The sequence below is a fragment of the Cochlodiniinecator piscidefendens genome, assembly GCF_011326755.1.
Taxonomy (GTDB): Bacteria; Pseudomonadota; Alphaproteobacteria; order Rhodobacterales; family Rhodobacteraceae; genus Cochlodiniinecator; species Cochlodiniinecator piscidefendens.
On record NZ_JAAOIE010000007.1, the window covers coordinates 34885 to 51208 of the forward strand.

At 50.8% G+C, this 16324-nt stretch carries 19 protein-coding genes; 9 read left to right on the top strand and 10 right to left on the bottom strand.

The window, feature by feature from the left end:
- Positions 1-10: 10 nt before the first annotated feature.
- The 5 genes from G9C99_RS15370 to G9C99_RS15390 all read right to left on the bottom strand — a co-directional run bounded on the left by G9C99_RS15370 (position 11) and on the right by G9C99_RS15390 (position 3808).
- Complete coding sequence (locus G9C99_RS15370) at positions 11-628, bottom strand: N-acetylmuramoyl-L-alanine amidase (protein ID WP_166418514.1); 618 nt, start codon at positions 626-628, stop codon at positions 11-13.
- Between the two features lie 59 nt (positions 629-687).
- Positions 688-1386: an excalibur calcium-binding domain-containing protein gene (locus G9C99_RS15375; protein WP_166418410.1), complete on the bottom strand. Its 699-nt coding sequence runs from the start codon at positions 1384-1386 to the stop codon at positions 688-690.
- A gap of 33 nt (positions 1387-1419) precedes the next feature.
- A complete protein-coding gene (gene gatA / locus G9C99_RS15380; RefSeq protein ID WP_166418411.1) occupies positions 1420-2907 on the bottom strand; it encodes an Asp-tRNA(Asn)/Glu-tRNA(Gln) amidotransferase subunit GatA in 1488 nt (495 codons plus the stop codon).
- Entirely contained in the window at positions 2907-3194 is a 288-nt protein-coding gene (gene gatC / locus G9C99_RS15385) for an Asp-tRNA(Asn)/Glu-tRNA(Gln) amidotransferase subunit GatC (protein ID WP_166418412.1), read from the bottom strand. The genes gatA and gatC overlap by 1 nt, the downstream gene beginning before the upstream one ends.
- Before the next feature lie 158 nt (positions 3195-3352).
- Positions 3353-3808, bottom strand: a complete 456-nt coding sequence (locus G9C99_RS15390; RefSeq protein ID WP_166418413.1) for a nucleoside deaminase — start codon at positions 3806-3808, stop codon at positions 3353-3355.
- A 75-nt stretch (positions 3809-3883) separates the two neighbouring features.
- On the opposite strand from G9C99_RS15390, the gene G9C99_RS15395 reads away from it, so the two are divergent.
- The 9 genes from G9C99_RS15395 to dtd all read left to right on the top strand — a co-directional run bounded on the left by G9C99_RS15395 (position 3884) and on the right by dtd (position 12240).
- Positions 3884-4891, top strand: a complete 1008-nt coding sequence (locus G9C99_RS15395) for a pseudouridine synthase (protein ID WP_166418414.1) — start codon at positions 3884-3886, stop codon at positions 4889-4891.
- A gap of 69 nt (positions 4892-4960) precedes the next feature.
- Positions 4961-5779 carry a TerC family protein gene (locus G9C99_RS15400; RefSeq protein ID WP_166418415.1) on the top strand — a complete coding sequence of 273 codons (819 nt, stop codon included), beginning with the start codon at positions 4961-4963 and terminating at the stop codon, positions 5777-5779.
- A gap of 196 nt (positions 5780-5975) precedes the next feature.
- A complete protein-coding gene (locus tag G9C99_RS15405; protein WP_166418416.1) occupies positions 5976-6860 on the top strand; it encodes a 5-bromo-4-chloroindolyl phosphate hydrolysis family protein in 885 nt (294 codons plus the stop codon).
- A gap of 21 nt (positions 6861-6881) precedes the next feature.
- On the top strand, positions 6882-8072 hold the full coding sequence (locus G9C99_RS15410; protein ID WP_166418417.1) for a toxic anion resistance protein: 1191 nt from the start codon (positions 6882-6884) through the stop codon (positions 8070-8072).
- A gap of 11 nt (positions 8073-8083) precedes the next feature.
- Entirely contained in the window at positions 8084-9028 is a 945-nt protein-coding gene (locus G9C99_RS15415; protein WP_166418418.1) for a DUF2927 domain-containing protein, read from the top strand.
- 21 nt (positions 9029-9049) lie between these two features.
- Positions 9050-10171 (top strand): SPFH domain-containing protein, encoded by a 1122-nt coding sequence (locus tag G9C99_RS15420; RefSeq protein ID WP_166418419.1) that lies wholly within the window; start codon positions 9050-9052, stop codon positions 10169-10171.
- A gap of 3 nt (positions 10172-10174) precedes the next feature.
- Positions 10175-10705, top strand: a complete 531-nt coding sequence (locus G9C99_RS15425; RefSeq protein WP_166418420.1) for a cytochrome b — start codon at positions 10175-10177, stop codon at positions 10703-10705.
- A complete protein-coding gene (locus tag G9C99_RS15430) occupies positions 10702-11793 on the top strand; it encodes a TFIIB-type zinc finger domain-containing protein (RefSeq protein ID WP_166418421.1) in 1092 nt (363 codons plus the stop codon). The genes G9C99_RS15425 and G9C99_RS15430 overlap by 4 nt, the downstream gene beginning before the upstream one ends.
- A 9-nt stretch (positions 11794-11802) precedes the next feature.
- Positions 11803-12240 carry a D-aminoacyl-tRNA deacylase gene (gene dtd / locus G9C99_RS15435; RefSeq protein WP_166418422.1) on the top strand — a complete coding sequence of 146 codons (438 nt, stop codon included), beginning with the start codon at positions 11803-11805 and terminating at the stop codon, positions 12238-12240.
- A gap of 10 nt (positions 12241-12250) precedes the next feature.
- Here dtd and G9C99_RS15440 read toward each other — a convergent pair whose 3' ends face one another.
- The 5 genes from G9C99_RS15440 to uvrC form a co-directional block, all read right to left on the bottom strand.
- Positions 12251-12550 carry a YciI family protein gene (locus tag G9C99_RS15440; protein WP_166418423.1) on the bottom strand — a complete coding sequence of 100 codons (300 nt, stop codon included), beginning with the start codon at positions 12548-12550 and terminating at the stop codon, positions 12251-12253.
- Between the two features lie 108 nt (positions 12551-12658).
- Entirely contained in the window at positions 12659-13111 is a 453-nt protein-coding gene (locus G9C99_RS15445; protein WP_166418424.1) for a molybdenum cofactor biosynthesis protein MoaE, read from the bottom strand.
- 2 nt (positions 13112-13113) lie between these two features.
- Positions 13114-13362: a molybdopterin converting factor subunit 1 gene (moaD, locus tag G9C99_RS15450; protein ID WP_331460018.1), complete on the bottom strand. Its 249-nt coding sequence runs from the start codon at positions 13360-13362 to the stop codon at positions 13114-13116.
- On the bottom strand, positions 13359-14039 hold the full coding sequence (pgsA, locus tag G9C99_RS15455) for a CDP-diacylglycerol--glycerol-3-phosphate 3-phosphatidyltransferase (protein WP_166418425.1): 681 nt from the start codon (positions 14037-14039) through the stop codon (positions 13359-13361). The genes moaD and pgsA overlap by 4 nt, the downstream gene beginning before the upstream one ends.
- Positions 14040-14055: 16 nt before the next feature.
- Positions 14056-15936 carry an excinuclease ABC subunit UvrC gene (uvrC, locus tag G9C99_RS15460; RefSeq protein WP_166418426.1) on the bottom strand — a complete coding sequence of 627 codons (1881 nt, stop codon included), beginning with the start codon at positions 15934-15936 and terminating at the stop codon, positions 14056-14058.
- Positions 15937-16324 lie beyond the last annotated feature (388 nt).

The window sequence follows — 16324 nt, forward strand, 5'->3', positions numbered from 1 at the left end:
ACGGCAGGGCTTAGGCGTTTCTGATCGAAGGGTCAACGGGGAAGCAAAGTGCAAGATACGCCGCAAGCGCCATATCGACACCATCCAGTGGACCAAATGCCTGAGGACGAAACCTTAATCTAAAAGCCGTCAACCTACCACCTACCAATGGGTAACCAATAGCGGACAGGTTTCCTTCAAATAACACTTCATCTACCGGACAGGTCAGGTCATTATCTGGCCAAACTGAAAGCCCTTGTCGTGCCAAGCGCCTCCAATCGAATCGGGAGCCTGGGTCCAACTTTCGATCCGGCGCCATATCTGAATGCCCGATGACGCGCTCTGGCGGAATGGACCACCTTTTCAATACATCCGCTAACAATGCCTCAAGCGCGTCCATTTGCGGTGCTGAGAAGGGCGTTGAGCCTGTATTCGCCAACTCAATTCCGACAGAGTGACTATTTACATCGCGCACATTTCCCCAAGATCCCGCACCGGCATGCCAAGCACGGTTTTCCTCAGACACAAGCTGCAGAACGTCACCTTGCTCTGAGATCAAATAATGCGCCGATACTTCAATTGCAGGATCAGACAGACGTACACGCGCCTCTTCGCAACTATTCATCGCAGTATAGTGAAGAACCACCATATCCGGAGCATCGACACCTCGACGCGCCCCGAAATTTGGCGAGGGGCAATCGCGAAGGATCACTGCTCAGGCGTATCAGTATCGGACGCAGAACTCACAGCGATTTCAGCTGTAGCAGCACGAACAGCCCGAAATGGTGCTGGGTCCCAATAACAGGCAAATCCATCCCCATCCGGGTCCAGCCCCTGACGATCTTTCTCAGGACCACCGTTTGCAAGAAACGCTTCTTGCGCTAAATCTTGGGATGTGAATTGCGCGCAGTTCCGATTGAAGCGATTGGTCGCAAATAGTCCAAACCGGCTATAAAGCGCTTCCCCAACTTGGTTGGAAGTGCTCAACGCATATTGCACAATATTCGGTCCTGCCCCTTCTGAAAGGCTAGGCAAGGCTGTTGGCTCAATCTGCTGAAAACGATCGCGGTTTGCCTGAATGCGCGCCGCGTCGCTTTCGATTGTTTCGCGGCCCGACACAGCGCTGAATTCTTGTTCATCCGAAATACTAGGACTCGCGGAAGCCCGAGCGTTTGAAGGCACCGGAGCTTGGGCTGGCACCGCTGTAGCGGTAGGCTCAGCACGAACCGCATCTAGGGACTCCGACGAAACCGCCCCGGCAGGTGGCAGTGCCGCGTCTCCAGCAGAAGTCCGCGTTTGATATTCTGCATAATCGCCAAATCCAACGCCTGCCCCTGAATCAGGGATAGGTGGGCCGCCACATCCTAGGAGTGCGAGAGACGACAAAACCGGAATAACAAACCGCATGGAACAACTGCCTTTTTAATCTTTACGCGAAGCTTACCACCATTTCGCAGGCTTGGAAGCAAAACCCGCAGCCTGCTCAAGCACATAGGCAGAATTCAGCAAATCGCCTTCTTCCCAAGGCCGACCAATCAACTGAAGACCAAGCGGAAGCCCCTGTGCATCAAGACCAGTCGGAACGGTAATGCCGGGCAAACCAGCAAGGTTCACCGTAACGGTAAAGACATCATTCAGGTACATCTTAACCGGATCAGCATCCTTCATTTCGCCCAGACCAAAGGCCGAAGACGGAGTTGCGGGTGTCAAAATCGCATCAACACCTGCCGCGAACACGTCTTCAAAGTCTTTCTTGATCAACGTCCGCACACGACGTGCGCGGTTATAATATGCATCATAGAAGCCGGCGGACAGAACATAAGTCCCGATCATCACCCGGCGCTGTACTTCTGGCCCAAAGCCTTCGGCTCGGGTTTTTTCGTACATTTCGGTAATGCCATCACCCTTGCCGAGACTCGCCCGATGCCCATAACGCACGCCATCATACCGCGCGAGGTTCGAAGACGCCTCAGCTGGTGCGATCACGTAATAAGCAGGCAAAGCGTATTTTGTATGTGGCAAAGAAATATCGACGATTTCAGCGCCTGCATCTTTCAACATTGCCGTGCCATCCGCCCAGAGTTTTTCAATCTCAGCAGGCATCCCATCCATATGGTATTCTTTTGGAATACCTATTTTCTTGCCACGGATATCGCCCGTTAATGCCGCCTCGAAATTCGGGACAGCAAAATCTACAGACGTTGAATCCTTGGCATCATGAGAGCACATCGTTTCCAACATAATCGCAGAATCACGAACAGTTTTCGTCATTGGACCTGCTTGATCCAAAGACGAAGCAAAGGCGACAACGCCCCAGCGAGACACGCGCCCGTAGGTCGGCTTAATTCCGGTGATCCCCGTAAAGGCCGCCGGCTGACGGATAGATCCGCCCGTATCTGTTCCGGTCGCGGCCAAGCATAGATCAGCAGCAACAGCGGATGCCGAACCACCAGAGGAGCCACCCGGCGTCAAGGCAGTATCGTCACCCGTCCGGCGCCACGGATTAACGGCATTCCCGTAGGTTGATGTTTCGTTAGAGCTACCCATGGCGAATTCATCCATGTTTAGCTTCCCTAGCATCACTGATCCGGCGTCCCACAAGTTTTGCGTCACGGTCGATTCGTACTCGGGTTTAAACCCTTCCAAAATCGCAGACGCTGCTTGGGATGCGACACCTTTCGTGCAGAACAGATCTTTGATTCCCAAGGGAATCCCGCACATGTCAGGGGCATTTCCCGCCTGAATACGCACGTCGGCCGCTTTGGCCTGCTCTAGCGCAATTTCGGGTGTGTTATGAACGAAAGCGCCAAGGGCTGATGCACCTTCGATTTCACTCAAACATGCTTCGGTCAGTTCAACAGAGGTGACTTCACCTGCACGCATTTTATCACGTGCATCCGCTAGGGTCAGTTTGTTTAGATCAGACATTATTCAACCACCTTTGGAACCGCAAAGAACCCTTCACGCGCATCAGGCGCATTTTTCAACACTTTGTCCTGCTGGTCACCGTCAGTGATCTCATCGACGCGACGCTTCAAACGCATTGGCGTCACAGAAGTCATCGGCTCAACACCGTCCACATCGACTTCATTCAATTCCTCGATAAAGCCAAGGATTGCGTTAAACTCTTCAGCAAGCGCCGGAAGCGCGTCTTCTTCTACTCGAATACGAGCAAGCTTCGCCACGCGGGCAGCGGTGTCCTTGTCAATTGACATTGGGGTCTCCGTCATTGGTCTTTGATGCGTTTAACCTGCCCCTTGCCCAGTCGCAAGTCAGAGCATGCGCCACATACCGCCAAATTTCCGAAATTTTCCACCTACCGAGCGCTTTTATCCCAATTTAAGCCAAGCCCGCGACGAGGCTGCCAATTCGGCTAATCCCGTTTGGCCGCAAAAAATGCCCTAAGCAATTGTTCTGACTCCGCCCCGGCAATTCCATCATAGACCTCGGGAATATGATGCGCTTGCGAATGGCTGAATATTCTAGGTCCTTGCGCCACCCCGCCTGATTTCGCATCACTGGCCCCATAATATAAGCGCGCTATGCGAGAAGCCGAAATAACCATCGCGCACATGGGGCAAGGTTCCAGTGTCACATAAAGACTATAACCGACCAAACGCTCGCTCCTCAACGCGGCACAAGCGGATCGAATAACCAACACCTCAGCGTGAGCGCTTGGGTCAGACATTTCTCGGGTCCGGTTCCCATCTTTCGCAACAACATGGCCCTGCGGATCAATCAACACGGCGCCAACAGGCACTTCACCACGTTCACCAGCAAGGCGCGCTTGATCAAGAGCAAGAGACATATAGCTGTTAAAATTGGTCATTTTCCTTATTTGCCTGCGTTCCTTGGGTTTGCCAAGCCACTTTCCCTTTTCCGCCAGACAAGATAGGACAGGTCCATGACGGATAATACACATAAAGGCGACCGGATCGCCAAAGTTCTGGCCCGCGCAGGAATTGCTTCGCGCCGGGAGGCCGAACGCATGATCGAAGCAGGTCGCGTAAGCGTAAACGGAAAGGTTATCACCTCTCCGGCGCTGAACGTCACGCCTGAGGATCGCATTGTTGCCAATGGCAAAGAAGTCGGTGAACCGGAGCCACCTCGGCTTTGGTTGTATCACAAACCCACGGGCCTGATCACGACGGAACGTGATGAAAAGGGTCGTGAAACAGTATTTGACGCCCTACCGGAAGACATGCCTCGCGTTGTTTCTGTTGGGCGGCTCGACATCAACTCCGAAGGGTTGCTGTTGCTCACAAACGATGGCGAAATCAAACGTAAGCTTGAACTGCCGTCAACAGGTTGGCTGCGGCGCTATCGTGTACGCGTCAATGGGCGACCAACAGAAGAAACCTTTGAACCCTTGCGTAAGGGAATCACGGCTGACGGCGAACAATTCCAACCGATGGATGTCACGTTAGACCGTCAACAAGGCGCGAACGCTTGGCTTACCATTGCGATACGCGAAGGTAAAAACCGCGAAATCCGGCGCGCAATGGAGGCAATCCATTTAAACGTAAATCGCTTGATCCGCGTCAGCTATGGTCCCTTCCAACTGGGCATTATTAAACCTGGAGAAGTTGAAGAGTTAAAATCCCGCGTTGTGCGTGATCAGTTGGGGCTTCCGCCATTAGATCCAACGCAAGTCAAGAAAACACCAGTCCGCAAGCGCAATGGGGCGCCTGCCACAGCGCGTGAAGAAAGACCGCTTCGCGGAGCACCTAAAACCGATGGTACTAAACCGGCACGCCCCAATCGTGACGGAGCGAAGCCAAACGATCGCCGAGGCTCAAAGCCAGGCACCAAAAACAACGGGTACTTTATCGACAAGCCCGACAATAAATCCGCAAAACGATCTGGCAACAAACCCGGCGGCCGACCGACAGGTAAACCGCGCACGCGTTAGAACGGTTTCCTTTCTAGACTCTCCGGTTTAAGACATCACAAGTTATATGTTTTGGACCGGAGCAGTGAAATGGCTGACCTTTTGACCATCGAAAATATCGGCACATTATTAATGTTGTGCTTTCTTCAGGCCGTGTTGGGGTTTGATAACCTTCTTTATATCACCATCGAAAGCCAGCGCGCACCCGTCGCACACCAAAAGGCTGTCCGGTTCTGGGGAATCATTGTTGCGGTTGCGCTCCGTGTCATCCTCCTGTTCGTGATGATCCAGTTGATCGAGTCGCTAAAAGAACCGTTCTATACCTTCAATATGCCCGGCATTCTTGAGGGCAGTATGAACTTCTCCTCTTTGATTTTTGTTATAGGTGGTGTTTTCATCATCTATACTGCGGTGAAAGAAATTTCACATATGCTGTCGATCAAACACCTAGATGCAGATGTTGAAAACAAATCAGGAAAATCGGCAACACAAGTTGTTCTATTGATCGTGTTTATGAATTTGATCTTTAGCTTTGACTCTATTCTGTCTGCGCTTGCGATCACAGATTTATTCCCGCTTTTGGCCGCAGCTATTATCATTTCTGGCCTTGCCATGCTTCTGCTGGCCGACGGCGTGACACGATTTCTGGAAAAAAACCGCATGTACGAAGTGCTTGGGCTATTCATTTTGCTCATCGTGGGCGTCGTATTGCTGGGCGAAGCAGGCACTGCTGCGGCACATGCAACGCACAATGAAATGGACCAAATCAAAATCTTTGGCCACGCTCTGATTCCGATGTCAAAATCCACCTTCTACTTTGCTGTAATTGTATTGTTTGTCGTTGAGATCATCCAATCTGGCTATTCTCGCAAACTAGAAGCGGAGCGTAACGCGCAAAGCAATCACTGATAGATTGACGTAAAGGTAAATCTTTTCCCCCTACCGGGAGACTGGATTGAAAACGGTGCTTGGATTATATCTAATCTAAGCACCGGATTATCCGGCCAACTGGGGGAACTATCATGAGCGGAAGCGGCCTACAAAAAATGGCCTTTCTCATCCTTGTGGTGCTGATTGTTTATGTTAGCGTGACGGGGGGCATTTAATGGCACAACGCTTTGGTGGGAAATTTAGCCCAGATGGTGCACCTGCATCCCAAAAACCCAAACGCAGCACGTTTCACAACGCTAAGCGCAGCCGTGTTGGTGCCCGTGTAAACCTACTATTCTTTGCGCCAATCCCATTGGCAATTCGAGCGTTTTTTCATGAACCCGCTGGCTTGGCATTAAACTTGCTGGCTTTTGGGGCTTTGATATTAGCCGCGTGGCTTACTCGTGAAGGCTTGTTAGCCCAAGAAGCCTATGAAGCACGCAAAATTGCACGACGTCCTGCAATTCCCCGGAAACTCTTTGGCTCAATACTCATAGGAATCGGGATATATATCGCAGGCTTCGCTGACGGCGGCGGCGTGTTCACACCTGTTATTCTCGCCATGGTAGGCGCCGTATTACATGGGTTTGCCTTTGGGCTTGATCCGATGCGGGATAAGGGTGCTGAGGGTGTTGATCAATTTCAATCAGACCGCGTTGCGCGCGTGATTGACGAAGCAGAAAAGCACCTAACCGGCATGTCCGACGCGATCAAACGCGCAGGAGATCGTCAGTTAGAAAACCGTGTGACTAGATTTCAGGCTACAGCTCGTGAGATGTTTCGCACCGTTGAAGAGGACCCGCGTGATTTAACCGCTGCACGAAAGTATCTGGGCGTTTATTTAAAAGGGGCCCGTGATGCGACGGTTAAATTTGCCGACCTTTATGATCGCACTGGCGATGCACGCGCTCGTGATGCCTATGAAGATTTACTAAACGATTTAGAAGAAAATTTCGCCGCGCGCACCCGTGCGCTTTTGTTAGATGATCGCAGCGACCTCGATGTTGAAATCGAAGTTCTCCGCGAAAGATTAGCACGTGAAGGTGTTCAGCTTAGCTGAACCCAGTAAGAGGAGACACTCATGTCTGAAACTGTACGTCAAAAAGCTGAACAATCTCTGGCCGCTATCGAAGAAGTCACCGCAGTAGAACTGATCGAACCCAGCACCGAAATCGTGCCGATGGCCCAAGCGGACGCACCAGTTAGCGCTGAAATCAGCCGACGTATGAACGAAATTGACATGGGCAACACAAATTCCATCGTAAGTTTCGGGTCAGCAGCGCAGGCCGAATTGCAACAGATCAGCCAAGCAATGCTCGCCGATGTGCGTAATAAAGATGTTGGTCCCGCAGGGGACTCACTCCGTGAAATCGTTACGACCATTCGCGGATTTTCCGTATCTGAATTGGATGTACGTCGCAAACGCAGCTGGTGGGAACGCATATTGGGTCGTTCTGCCCCATTCGCAAATTTCCTTTCAAGGTTTGAAACGGTTCAGGGTCAAATCGACAAAGTCACAGACAATTTGCTAGACCATGAGCACAAACTATTGAAAGACATCAAATCGCTTGATCAGCTGTATGAAAAAACACTGTCCTTCTACGAAGAGTTAGGCCTCTATATTTCTGCTGGCGAAGAAAAGCTCCGCGTATTGGACGAAGACATCATTCCAGAAATGGCTGCCGCGGTCGAAGCAGCAGGCGAAGATGACGCAATTTTGAGGGCCCAAGAGCTGCGCGATATGCGTGCAGCTCGTGACGATTTGGAGCGCCGCGTTCATGACCTGAAACTGACCCGTCAGGTCACAATGCAATCTTTGCCATCTATTCGTCTGGTGCAGGAAAACGACAAATCGCTTGTCACGAAAATCAACTCCACACTGGTTAATACTGTGCCGTTGTGGGAAACTCAGTTGGCCCAAGCCGTCACCATTCAACGTTCATCCGAGGCGGCAATGGCCGTACGCGAAGCGAATGATCTGACCAACGAATTGCTGACCGCCAACGCGAAAAACCTCCGCGAGGCCAACAAAGTGGTGCGCGAAGAAATGGAACGCGGCGTCTTTGACATCGAAGCAGTAAAAACAGCCAATGCTGAATTAATTGCAACCATAGACGAAAGCCTGCAAATTGCGGATGATGGCAAAGCAAAACGTGCCGCTGCCGAAGTCGAACTGCAAAAAATGGAAAAAGATCTCAAAGAGACACTTGCCGCAGCGAAGTCACGCGGCGATGGTACTGGGGATAACGCAGGCACCTCTGTGCCACAGTAAAAGGATCCAAAATGCCTCTGCGCCCTATATTATTCTGCCTATCGTTTGCACTTGTAACAGTTCAAACTTTAGGCGGACTCTGGGCGCAAGAAACAACGCAGGCCTATTTACAACGCCCACCTCAAGAATTGCTGACGGGGCGTGCGGGGGTCAGCTTGGATATGGAATCTCATTTCCTGCGCCGCCAAACGAGTCGAATCGCCCAAGGCCTCATGCGTACAGATGATGGTGGGCGCCTAACACGCGCCCATACCGAAGATATAATATCGAATTTCGTTCGTATTGCTTTGTTTACTGAATATTCCGGATCACTTAGGCGCGCGCACAATCAACGTTCAGCCAGCCTTTTGCGACGCTGGGAACGCCCTGTTCGTATGTCTGTGACCTTTGGCCAAAGCATACCACTTGAACAGCGCGCAGAAGATCAGCGTACAGTACGCGAGTATGCACGCCGCTTGTCTCGTGCAACCGGGCATTCAATCCACACAGCGCCGCCTCAGCATGCAAATTTCCACATTCTTTTTGTAAATGAAAACGAACGTGTTGGCGCTTTGGGGTTATTGCGCGAGCTTCTACCCGACATTAGCGATCGGAATTTGCGGCAATTGGTATCCATGAATCGCCATGTAAATTGCCAAGTGTTTACGTTTTGGAATCCAAACTCTGAATCGGATCAGTCTTACTATAATGCTGTTTCGATTATCAGGGGTGAACTACCGCCCTTGGCACGTAAATCGTGCATCCACGAAGAGTTGGCTCAAGGTCTCGGATTACCAAATGATAGCCCTGACGCGTTTCCATCCATATTCAATGACGACGAAGAATTTGCATTGCTCACCCGACACGATGAGTTGTTGCTAAAAATTCTCTACGATGAACGGCTCCGCCCCGGCATGAGCGCCCCCGAAGCTGAGCCAATCGTTCAAACAATTGTTGCGGAATTACTTCCGCACTGAGCCTGACCTTACGGAGTGACCATGGGTATTTTTGATTTCCTTTCCGGCGAATTTATTGATGTGATCCATTGGGTGGATGACACACGTGACACAATGGTCTGGCGCTTTGAACGCGAAGCCCATGAAATTAAATACGGTGCCAAACTCACCGTGCGCGAAGGTCAGGCCGCAGTATTTATCCATGAAGGTCAACTCGCGGATGTTTTCACGCCAGGCTTGTACATGTTGGAAACCAACAACATGCCGATACTGACCACACTACAGCATTGGGATCATGGATTTAAAAGCCCGTTCAAATCCGAAATCTACTATGTAAATACAACGCGGTTTAACGACCTAAAGTGGGGAACCAAAAACCCCATCATCCTGCGTGACCCAGAATTTGGACCCGTCCGTATTCGGGCCTTTGGCACCTATTCGGTCAAGGTCACTGATCCCGCCAAATTCTTAACCGAAATTGTGGGCACTGATGGCGAATTCACAATGGATGAAATCAGCTACCAAATTCGCAATATCATCGTACAGGAATTTTCGCGGGTTGTAGCCGCATCGCGTATTCCCGTGCTGGACATGGCAGCAAATACACGGGACTTAGGAAAACTGGTCGCCGCTGAAATTTCCGGAACATTAGAGAGCTACGGCATCTCTATGCCCGAGCTATACATCGAAAACATCTCTTTGCCGCCTGCCGTTGAAGAAGTGTTGGATAAACGAACTTCAATGGGCATCGTGGGTGATCTTGGGAAATTCACTCAGTTCTCCGCAGCCGAAGCCATGACCGCCGCCGCAAAAACACCCGGCAGCGATATGGGGTCTGGCATCGGAATGGGGATGGGCATGGCGATGGCCCAGCAGATGGCGCAATCTGGGCCTTGGGGTGCAATTCCGCAGCAGCCCACCGCGACGATTGCACCACCGCCGCCACCTCCCCCTGTAGAAAAAGTTTGGCATGTAACGAGCAGCGGTGAAACCACGGGGCCGTTTTCCAAAGCTTCATTGGGCCGGATGGTCACTGAAGGTAATCTTAAGCGTGAAACTTATGTCTGGACCGCTGGTCAGGACGGGTGGTTAAAAGCCGAGGATATAGGAGAGCTGGCGCAATTGTTCACGGTTATGCCACCTCCCCCGCCTCCCGGGAGCTAAACAATGAACAGACGTTTTGTCCTCAAATGGCTGCATTGGGTTGGCTTCTCAGTGCTCCTATATTTCTTTTTCGTTGAACCCGACGAGAACAGAGCAGACCCCGGTGGCGCATTATCTACGCACGCAGGGGCTGGGCTTATTCTTGCTCTTATCACGACAGTATGGATGGGCATGTACATCCGCAAAGGCCTTATGGGGCGTCCCGGGCCCAAACTACCCTCGTGGGGAAAACGGTTTCACTTTCTGTCTCATTGGGCGCTGCAATGGGGACTACCTATTGTCGTTGCATCAGGTGCAATCGCAGGGCTTGCAGCACCTTTTGCCATAAGAGCCTTTGGCGTGGTTCCAATCAATCCAGCGGCCGGAACAAACGGCTTGCATGGCTTTGCCGAGGAAATCCACGAAATCGCCTTTGATGGGTTTATGATCTTAATTGGCTTTCATATCGCTTTTCATGTTTGGCGGCATTTCTGGCTGAAAGACAACGCCCTTCGAATTATGGTACCAAAGATTTTGCACAGGTATTTGAGATGAGTGACGACCCCATCGAAGAGCATCGCTTTCCATGTGACTCCTGTGGATCGGACCTTCGGTTTGACGCCGACGCAGGTTTGATGTCTTGCGACCACTGTGGGAACACTATGGCGTTAGAAGGTCATGGGCCAAGCGGCGCAATTCGAGAACTGGATTTCAATTCGGCACTTAGCGACAAACTTCCAGATTCGGACATGGAAGAAAACCGCATACTAGCCTGCACAAATTGTGGTGCCCAAGTTGAATTAAGCGGTGCGGATCATGCCTCTGAATGCCCATTCTGCGCGACACCGGTCGTGTCTGATACAGGCACCCATCGCCAAATCAAACCCAAAGCTCTCGTTGCATTTGCGTTAGAAGAACGCGAAGCGCGTGCCCACATGACCAAATGGCTGGGGCGTCTATGGTTCGCCCCAAATGGATTGCAAGAATACGCACGAAAAGGCCGAAAAATGCAGGGGATCTATGTCCCCTACTGGACCTATGACGCGGACACAAATACGCGCTATTCTGGTCAACGTGGCACGGTCTACTATGTTAATCAAACCGTCACCATTAACGGTAAGCGGCAGACACGCCGTGTGCCTAAGGTGCGCTGGTCTCCGAAATCTGGCCGGGTTGCACGTTGGTTTGATGACGTGCTTGTCCTTGGTTCAAAGTCGCTTCCAAAACGATATACCGACGCGCTAGAGCCATGGGATCTTTCTCAGCTAGAGCCTTACCGCCCAGAGTACCTCGCTGGTTTTCGGGCCGAAGGGTACACTGTTGATTTGGAAACGGGTTTCACAGAAGCCCGAGCCAAAATGGATCGTGTAATCGAACGTGATGTCAAATTTGACATTGGCGGTGATCGTCAGCGGATCAGTTCTTTGAGCACACAAATCAATGATGTCACCTTTAAACACGTTCTACTACCAGTTTGGCTGGCGGCCTATAAATACCGTGGGAAAACATATCGGTTCGTAGTGAATGGACAATCTGGACGTGTTCAGGGGGAACGCCCTTGGTCTGCATGGAAAATTACCTTTGCAGTGATTGTCGGGGCGGCTATAGCCGGAGCAATAGGTTATCTTGCGGCACAACAATAAGGCGACACCATGCGGGCACTCATTCAACGCGTTTCAGAGGCGTCAGTCACTGTTGATGGCAATGTCATAGGAGAGATCGGAGAAGGCCTGTTGATCCTCGTCTGCGCCATGCAGGGCGACACAGAGGCGAACGCCGATACACTTGCCACCAAAACATCAAAACTGCGGATATTCAAAGACGATGATGGCAAGATGAACACATCACTGTTGGATGCTGGCGGTAGCGCGTTGGTTGTCAGTCAATTCACGCTGGCTGCAGATACTTCGCGTGGGAACCGCCCCGGTTTTTCTACAGCCGCACGGCCGGACGTTGGCGAACCGCTATACGAATACTTTTCCGATAAAATGCGCGCCCTCGGCATCACAGTGGCGCAAGGCCAATTCGGCGCTGATATGAAAGTCGCCTTGGTCAACGATGGCCCTGTGACAATTTCGATGGAGTTTTAACTGGCTGAGTTCAAAGAATAGCGGTTTGATCTTCTAACAGCTTTCCCCATGTGAAAATCTCATAGGTGCGAACTTCTGGAAAATAGAACGGATCGTTAGCAATGATTTGTTCAACTTCGGCTTTTGTTGCAGTTTCTACAACCCACATTGCACCACAAAACGGCCCGTCAACTTCTGACTTTAATCCGCCACCAATGAGCAACTGGGGATTAGCCTTTGCATAAGCTACATGGGCATCTCGCAAATCCTGTCTTGCGCGAACATCCAGCATTTCAGGCGCATCTTTGAACACAACAACCCAACGTATCACAGCAAATCTCCCATGTGTACGACGAGGATAGGCAGTATTACGTTTTTACATAGGGCCAAGAGCGCCTTCCAATAGATCCAGGTTTGGATCTGGACCCAATCCGGAAATTTATTTCTGCTTTTCCCAGCGGGTTAGCGCATCTTCATCTTCTGTTTTGCTCGCAACCCAAGCGCTACCGTCCGCTGTGAACTCTTGTTTCCAAAACGGGGCGCGGGATTTGAGATAATCCATCAAAAACTCCGCTGCTTCAAATGCGTTTACACGGTGGGCGGATGCTGTGGCGACCATCATGATCATATCACCGGGGCGCAATTCACCGTGACGATGGATGACCAGACTGTCCTTTAGCGCCCAGCGTTCCGTCGCTTCATCATTGATCGCTTGCAGTGCACGTTCCGTCATGCCGGGGTAGTGTTCGATAACCATGCGATCAAGCGTACCATCGGTATCGCGTACAATACCGGTGAAAGTCACCACAGCGCCCGCATCAGTACGTCCGCGCGCAAAGGCTTCGGCCTCAACCCCGAAATCAAAAGGTTCGTCCTGAACACGCACGGCCATAGCTAGCCACCCGTCATTGGCGGGAAAAATGCCACTTCGCGTGCGTTTTCAATTGATGCAGAGAATTCGGTTAATTCCTGATCAACGGCCACCCGCAGAGCAGATACATCAGAAAACGCCAATGCGTAGCGTTCTTCGCGAGACTTTAATTCCTCGACCAATTCATCCACTGTAGTTGCGTTGGTTGATACTTGTTCTTTAGGAATGCCAATCCGTTCACGCACCCAAGCGAAGTAGAGTACATCAATCACGGTTTTGGGTCCTCTTTCAACATCGGCATTGCTTTGGCAAAATAATCCCAGCCAGTGATAAGCGTCAGCGCCCCGGCCAGCCACAGCAGGATCGTACCGCCGTAGTAACTATAATACATCCCGTTGTACTTCCAAATCAAACCAAGGTGATCTTCGGTTTCGCCGCTGAGAACAGCGCCAACGATTTCTTGGTTCATACCGTAAGACTGCATGACAAAATAATGCTCAAACACCCCAAAGGCAAAAAGGACCGCTATTGCTACCATCTGAACGGTGGTTTTCCACTTCGCCAGGTTGGTCACTTTTAACAACCCGGCTTTATCCCCCAGAAATTCGCGCAAGCCCGAGACGAACACTTCGCGGAACATAATCGCAACGGCGGGGATCAACACCATAGGGTTCGCCCCATTCTGAGAGCTATAAGCCGTCAAAATCAGCAATGCGATTATCACCATCGCCTTGTCTGCGATAGGGTCCAACATCGCACCAAATTTGCTCTCTTGTTTCCACGCTCGCGCGAGATAGCCGTCAACAAAGTCGGTTATGGCCGCAAAGGCAAACAGCGACAATGCAAACCAATCCGCCCAAGGTCGGGAGAAATAGAGAAACATTACAGCCACACCGGGGGCTGCTAAAAGACGAAACACCGTCAGGATATTGGGAAGATTCCAGATCATAGCTCTCTCTAACGCGTTAACCCTTCTCATGGAAGAAGTCATAAATGGTTTCTGCCAAAGCGTTAGAGACTCCGTCAACCGCTTTTAGATCCTGAAGCGCAGCACGACTAACAGCTTTGGCGCTTCCGAAGTGGGCCAAAAGAGCTCGTTTGCGAGTAGCGCCAACGCGCGGCACGTCATCCAACGGCGTTGCGCCAATCGCTTTGGCACGTTTCGCACGGTGAGTTCCGATGGCAAAACGGTGCGCTTCATCCCGAAGACGTTGCACAAAATACAACACGGGGTCGTTCATCCGCAGGGCAAATGGCCGCTGCCCTTTACGGTGAAACTCTTCCTTACCGTGGTCACGATCCACGCCTTTTGCGACACCAACCATTGCGATATCACTGACACCGAGTTCTTCCATAATTTCGGCAACAACGCTCACCTGCCCTGCTCCCCCATCGATCAACAGAAGATCTGGCCAGTTTTCGGTTTCACGCTCAGGATCTTCTTTAAGCAGTCGTTTAAAACGCCGTTTCAAAACCTCTTTCATCATGCCAAAATCATCGCCGGGGGTCAGATCATCGCCTTTGATGTTGAATTTACGATACTGGCTTTTCAAGAACCCTTCGGCCCCGGCAACAATCATACCACCTACGGCGTTCGTTCCTTGAATATGCGAGTTATCATAAACTTCGATCCGCGCTGGCGGAGCCTTCAAATCGAAGGCATCAGCCAACCCTTTCAGGAGTTTTTTCTGAGTAGCTGTTTCGCTCATTTTCCGAGCTAGGCTTTCACGCGCATTTCGAGCTGCACCCGACATAATCTCAGCGCGTTCACCGCGCAAAGGCACCGCAAGATCAACTTTGCGTCCTGCCTTTTGATTCAGCGCATCTTGCACCAAATCATCATTTTCCAAAGGATGAGAAAGTAGTACAACCTTTGGCGGAATTTTATCGCTGTAGAATTGCCCCACGAAAGCCTCTAGAACTTCGCTCTCGTCAGCCCCAGCGCCTGTGCGCGGGTAATAATCCCTGTTACCCCAGTTCTGATTTGCCCGGATGAAAAACACCTGCACACAGGCCTGACCGCTTTCCATGTGCAAGGCGATGACGTCTGCTTCGGGAATAGTACGTGGATTAATGCCCTGCGTGGTTTGAACCTGGGTCAGCGCCCGAATTCGATCACGTAAAGCCGCTGCGCGCTCAAATTCCATCGCATCACTTGCTTTGGCCATTTCCTCGGCCAGATCACTTTGGACACGCGTAGAACGCCCAGCCAAAAACTGGTTCGCATCTGACACCAGGGCCGCGTAATCTTCTTTGCTGATTTTATCAGCACATGGACCAGCACAGCGTTTGATTTGATACTGCAAGCACGGACGGGTGCGGCTGGCAAACATTGCATCCGTACAGTTCCGCAACAAGAAAACCCGCTGCAACTGGCTCAGGGTGCGATTAACCGCGCTCGCGCTTGCGAAAGGCCCGTAGTAATCGCCCTTTTCCTTTTTCGCGCCGCGATGCTTTTTAATTTGCGGAAAATCGTGGTGCTTGGTGACCAAGATATTCGGAAAGCTCTTATCGTCCCGCAGAAGAACGTTGTAATGGGGCTTGAGCTGCTTAATCAGGTTTTGCTCTAACAACAGCGCTTCGGTTTCAGTTTTGGTTGTCAAAAACATCATCGATGCTGTTTTTGAAATCATCTGGCGAATGCGTTCTGTGTGCCCATTGGGATTGGCATAATTTGAAACGCGCTTACGCAGCTCTCTTGCTTTACCCACATACAAGACTCGGCCCGTTTCATCGAGCATTCGATACACACCCGGTGAATGATCCAACAACCGCAAGTAAGACTGCACACAGGCATGCCCGCGCGGCGTGTCTTCTTGATTTTCATGGTTTGTTTCGTCACTCATCTTGTGTCTAGCCCTGATTCTCGTTCGTCTTCATTTTATCATCTCAAAATCAAGCTTGAATATGTCCACTGAATCTGTGGATAAGTCTGGGTGTAACTTTCGGGAGCTACACATTTTCCCTTGTTTTTCGCCCCTTTTAGCTCACTGCCTAAAAAATAGGCACTTACATAACCCATTGAATTAAAACGGAAAAAATATACGCTCTGTACAAGATATTGAAAACAATAACATTTTTGTAACAGCTTCGTGACCCTTCAGCTTGCAGTGCAAAACTAAATTTAGTTTGCTTAAAACCACAGTATGTTTGTCTTCATTCCATCAACAATAAAAGAGCTGTTTTCCTAGGCATATTGGACTGAGTCTGTATTTTAGTAACCAGCGCTTGCGA

Excerpts from the sequence above, each read along its gene's own strand:
- G9C99_RS15415 (WP_166418418.1), top strand. The coding sequence starts at position 8,084 with ATGCCTCTGCGCCCTATATTATTCTGCCTATCGTTTGCACTTGTAACA.
- pgsA (WP_166418425.1), bottom strand. The coding sequence starts at position 14,039 with ATGATCTGGAATCTTCCCAATATCCTGACGGTGTTTCGTCTTTTAGCA.
- G9C99_RS15445 (WP_166418424.1), bottom strand. The coding sequence starts at position 13,111 with ATGGCCGTGCGTGTTCAGGACGAACCTTTTGATTTCGGGGTTGAGGCC.
- G9C99_RS15420 (WP_166418419.1), top strand. The coding sequence starts at position 9,050 with ATGGGTATTTTTGATTTCCTTTCCGGCGAATTTATTGATGTGATCCAT.
- dtd (WP_166418422.1), top strand. The coding sequence starts at position 11,803 with ATGCGGGCACTCATTCAACGCGTTTCAGAGGCGTCAGTCACTGTTGAT.
- G9C99_RS15390 (WP_166418413.1), bottom strand. The coding sequence starts at position 3,808 with ATGACCAATTTTAACAGCTATATGTCTCTTGCTCTTGATCAAGCGCGC.
- G9C99_RS15375 (WP_166418410.1), bottom strand. The coding sequence starts at position 1,386 with ATGCGGTTTGTTATTCCGGTTTTGTCGTCTCTCGCACTCCTAGGATGT.
- G9C99_RS15405 (WP_166418416.1), top strand. The coding sequence starts at position 5,976 with ATGGCACAACGCTTTGGTGGGAAATTTAGCCCAGATGGTGCACCTGCA.
- G9C99_RS15400 (WP_166418415.1), top strand. The coding sequence starts at position 4,961 with ATGGCTGACCTTTTGACCATCGAAAATATCGGCACATTATTAATGTTG.
- gatC (WP_166418412.1), bottom strand. The coding sequence starts at position 3,194 with ATGTCAATTGACAAGGACACCGCTGCCCGCGTGGCGAAGCTTGCTCGT.
- G9C99_RS15370 (WP_166418514.1), bottom strand. The coding sequence starts at position 628 with ATGGTGGTTCTTCACTATACTGCGATGAATAGTTGCGAAGAGGCGCGT.
- G9C99_RS15430 (WP_166418421.1), top strand. The coding sequence starts at position 10,702 with ATGAGTGACGACCCCATCGAAGAGCATCGCTTTCCATGTGACTCCTGT.
- uvrC (WP_166418426.1), bottom strand. The coding sequence starts at position 15,936 with ATGAGTGACGAAACAAACCATGAAAATCAAGAAGACACGCCGCGCGGG.
- G9C99_RS15425 (WP_166418420.1), top strand. The coding sequence starts at position 10,175 with ATGAACAGACGTTTTGTCCTCAAATGGCTGCATTGGGTTGGCTTCTCA.
- G9C99_RS15395 (WP_166418414.1), top strand. The coding sequence starts at position 3,884 with ATGACGGATAATACACATAAAGGCGACCGGATCGCCAAAGTTCTGGCC.
- G9C99_RS15410 (WP_166418417.1), top strand. The coding sequence starts at position 6,882 with ATGTCTGAAACTGTACGTCAAAAAGCTGAACAATCTCTGGCCGCTATC.
- gatA (WP_166418411.1), bottom strand. The coding sequence starts at position 2,907 with ATGTCTGATCTAAACAAACTGACCCTAGCGGATGCACGTGATAAAATG.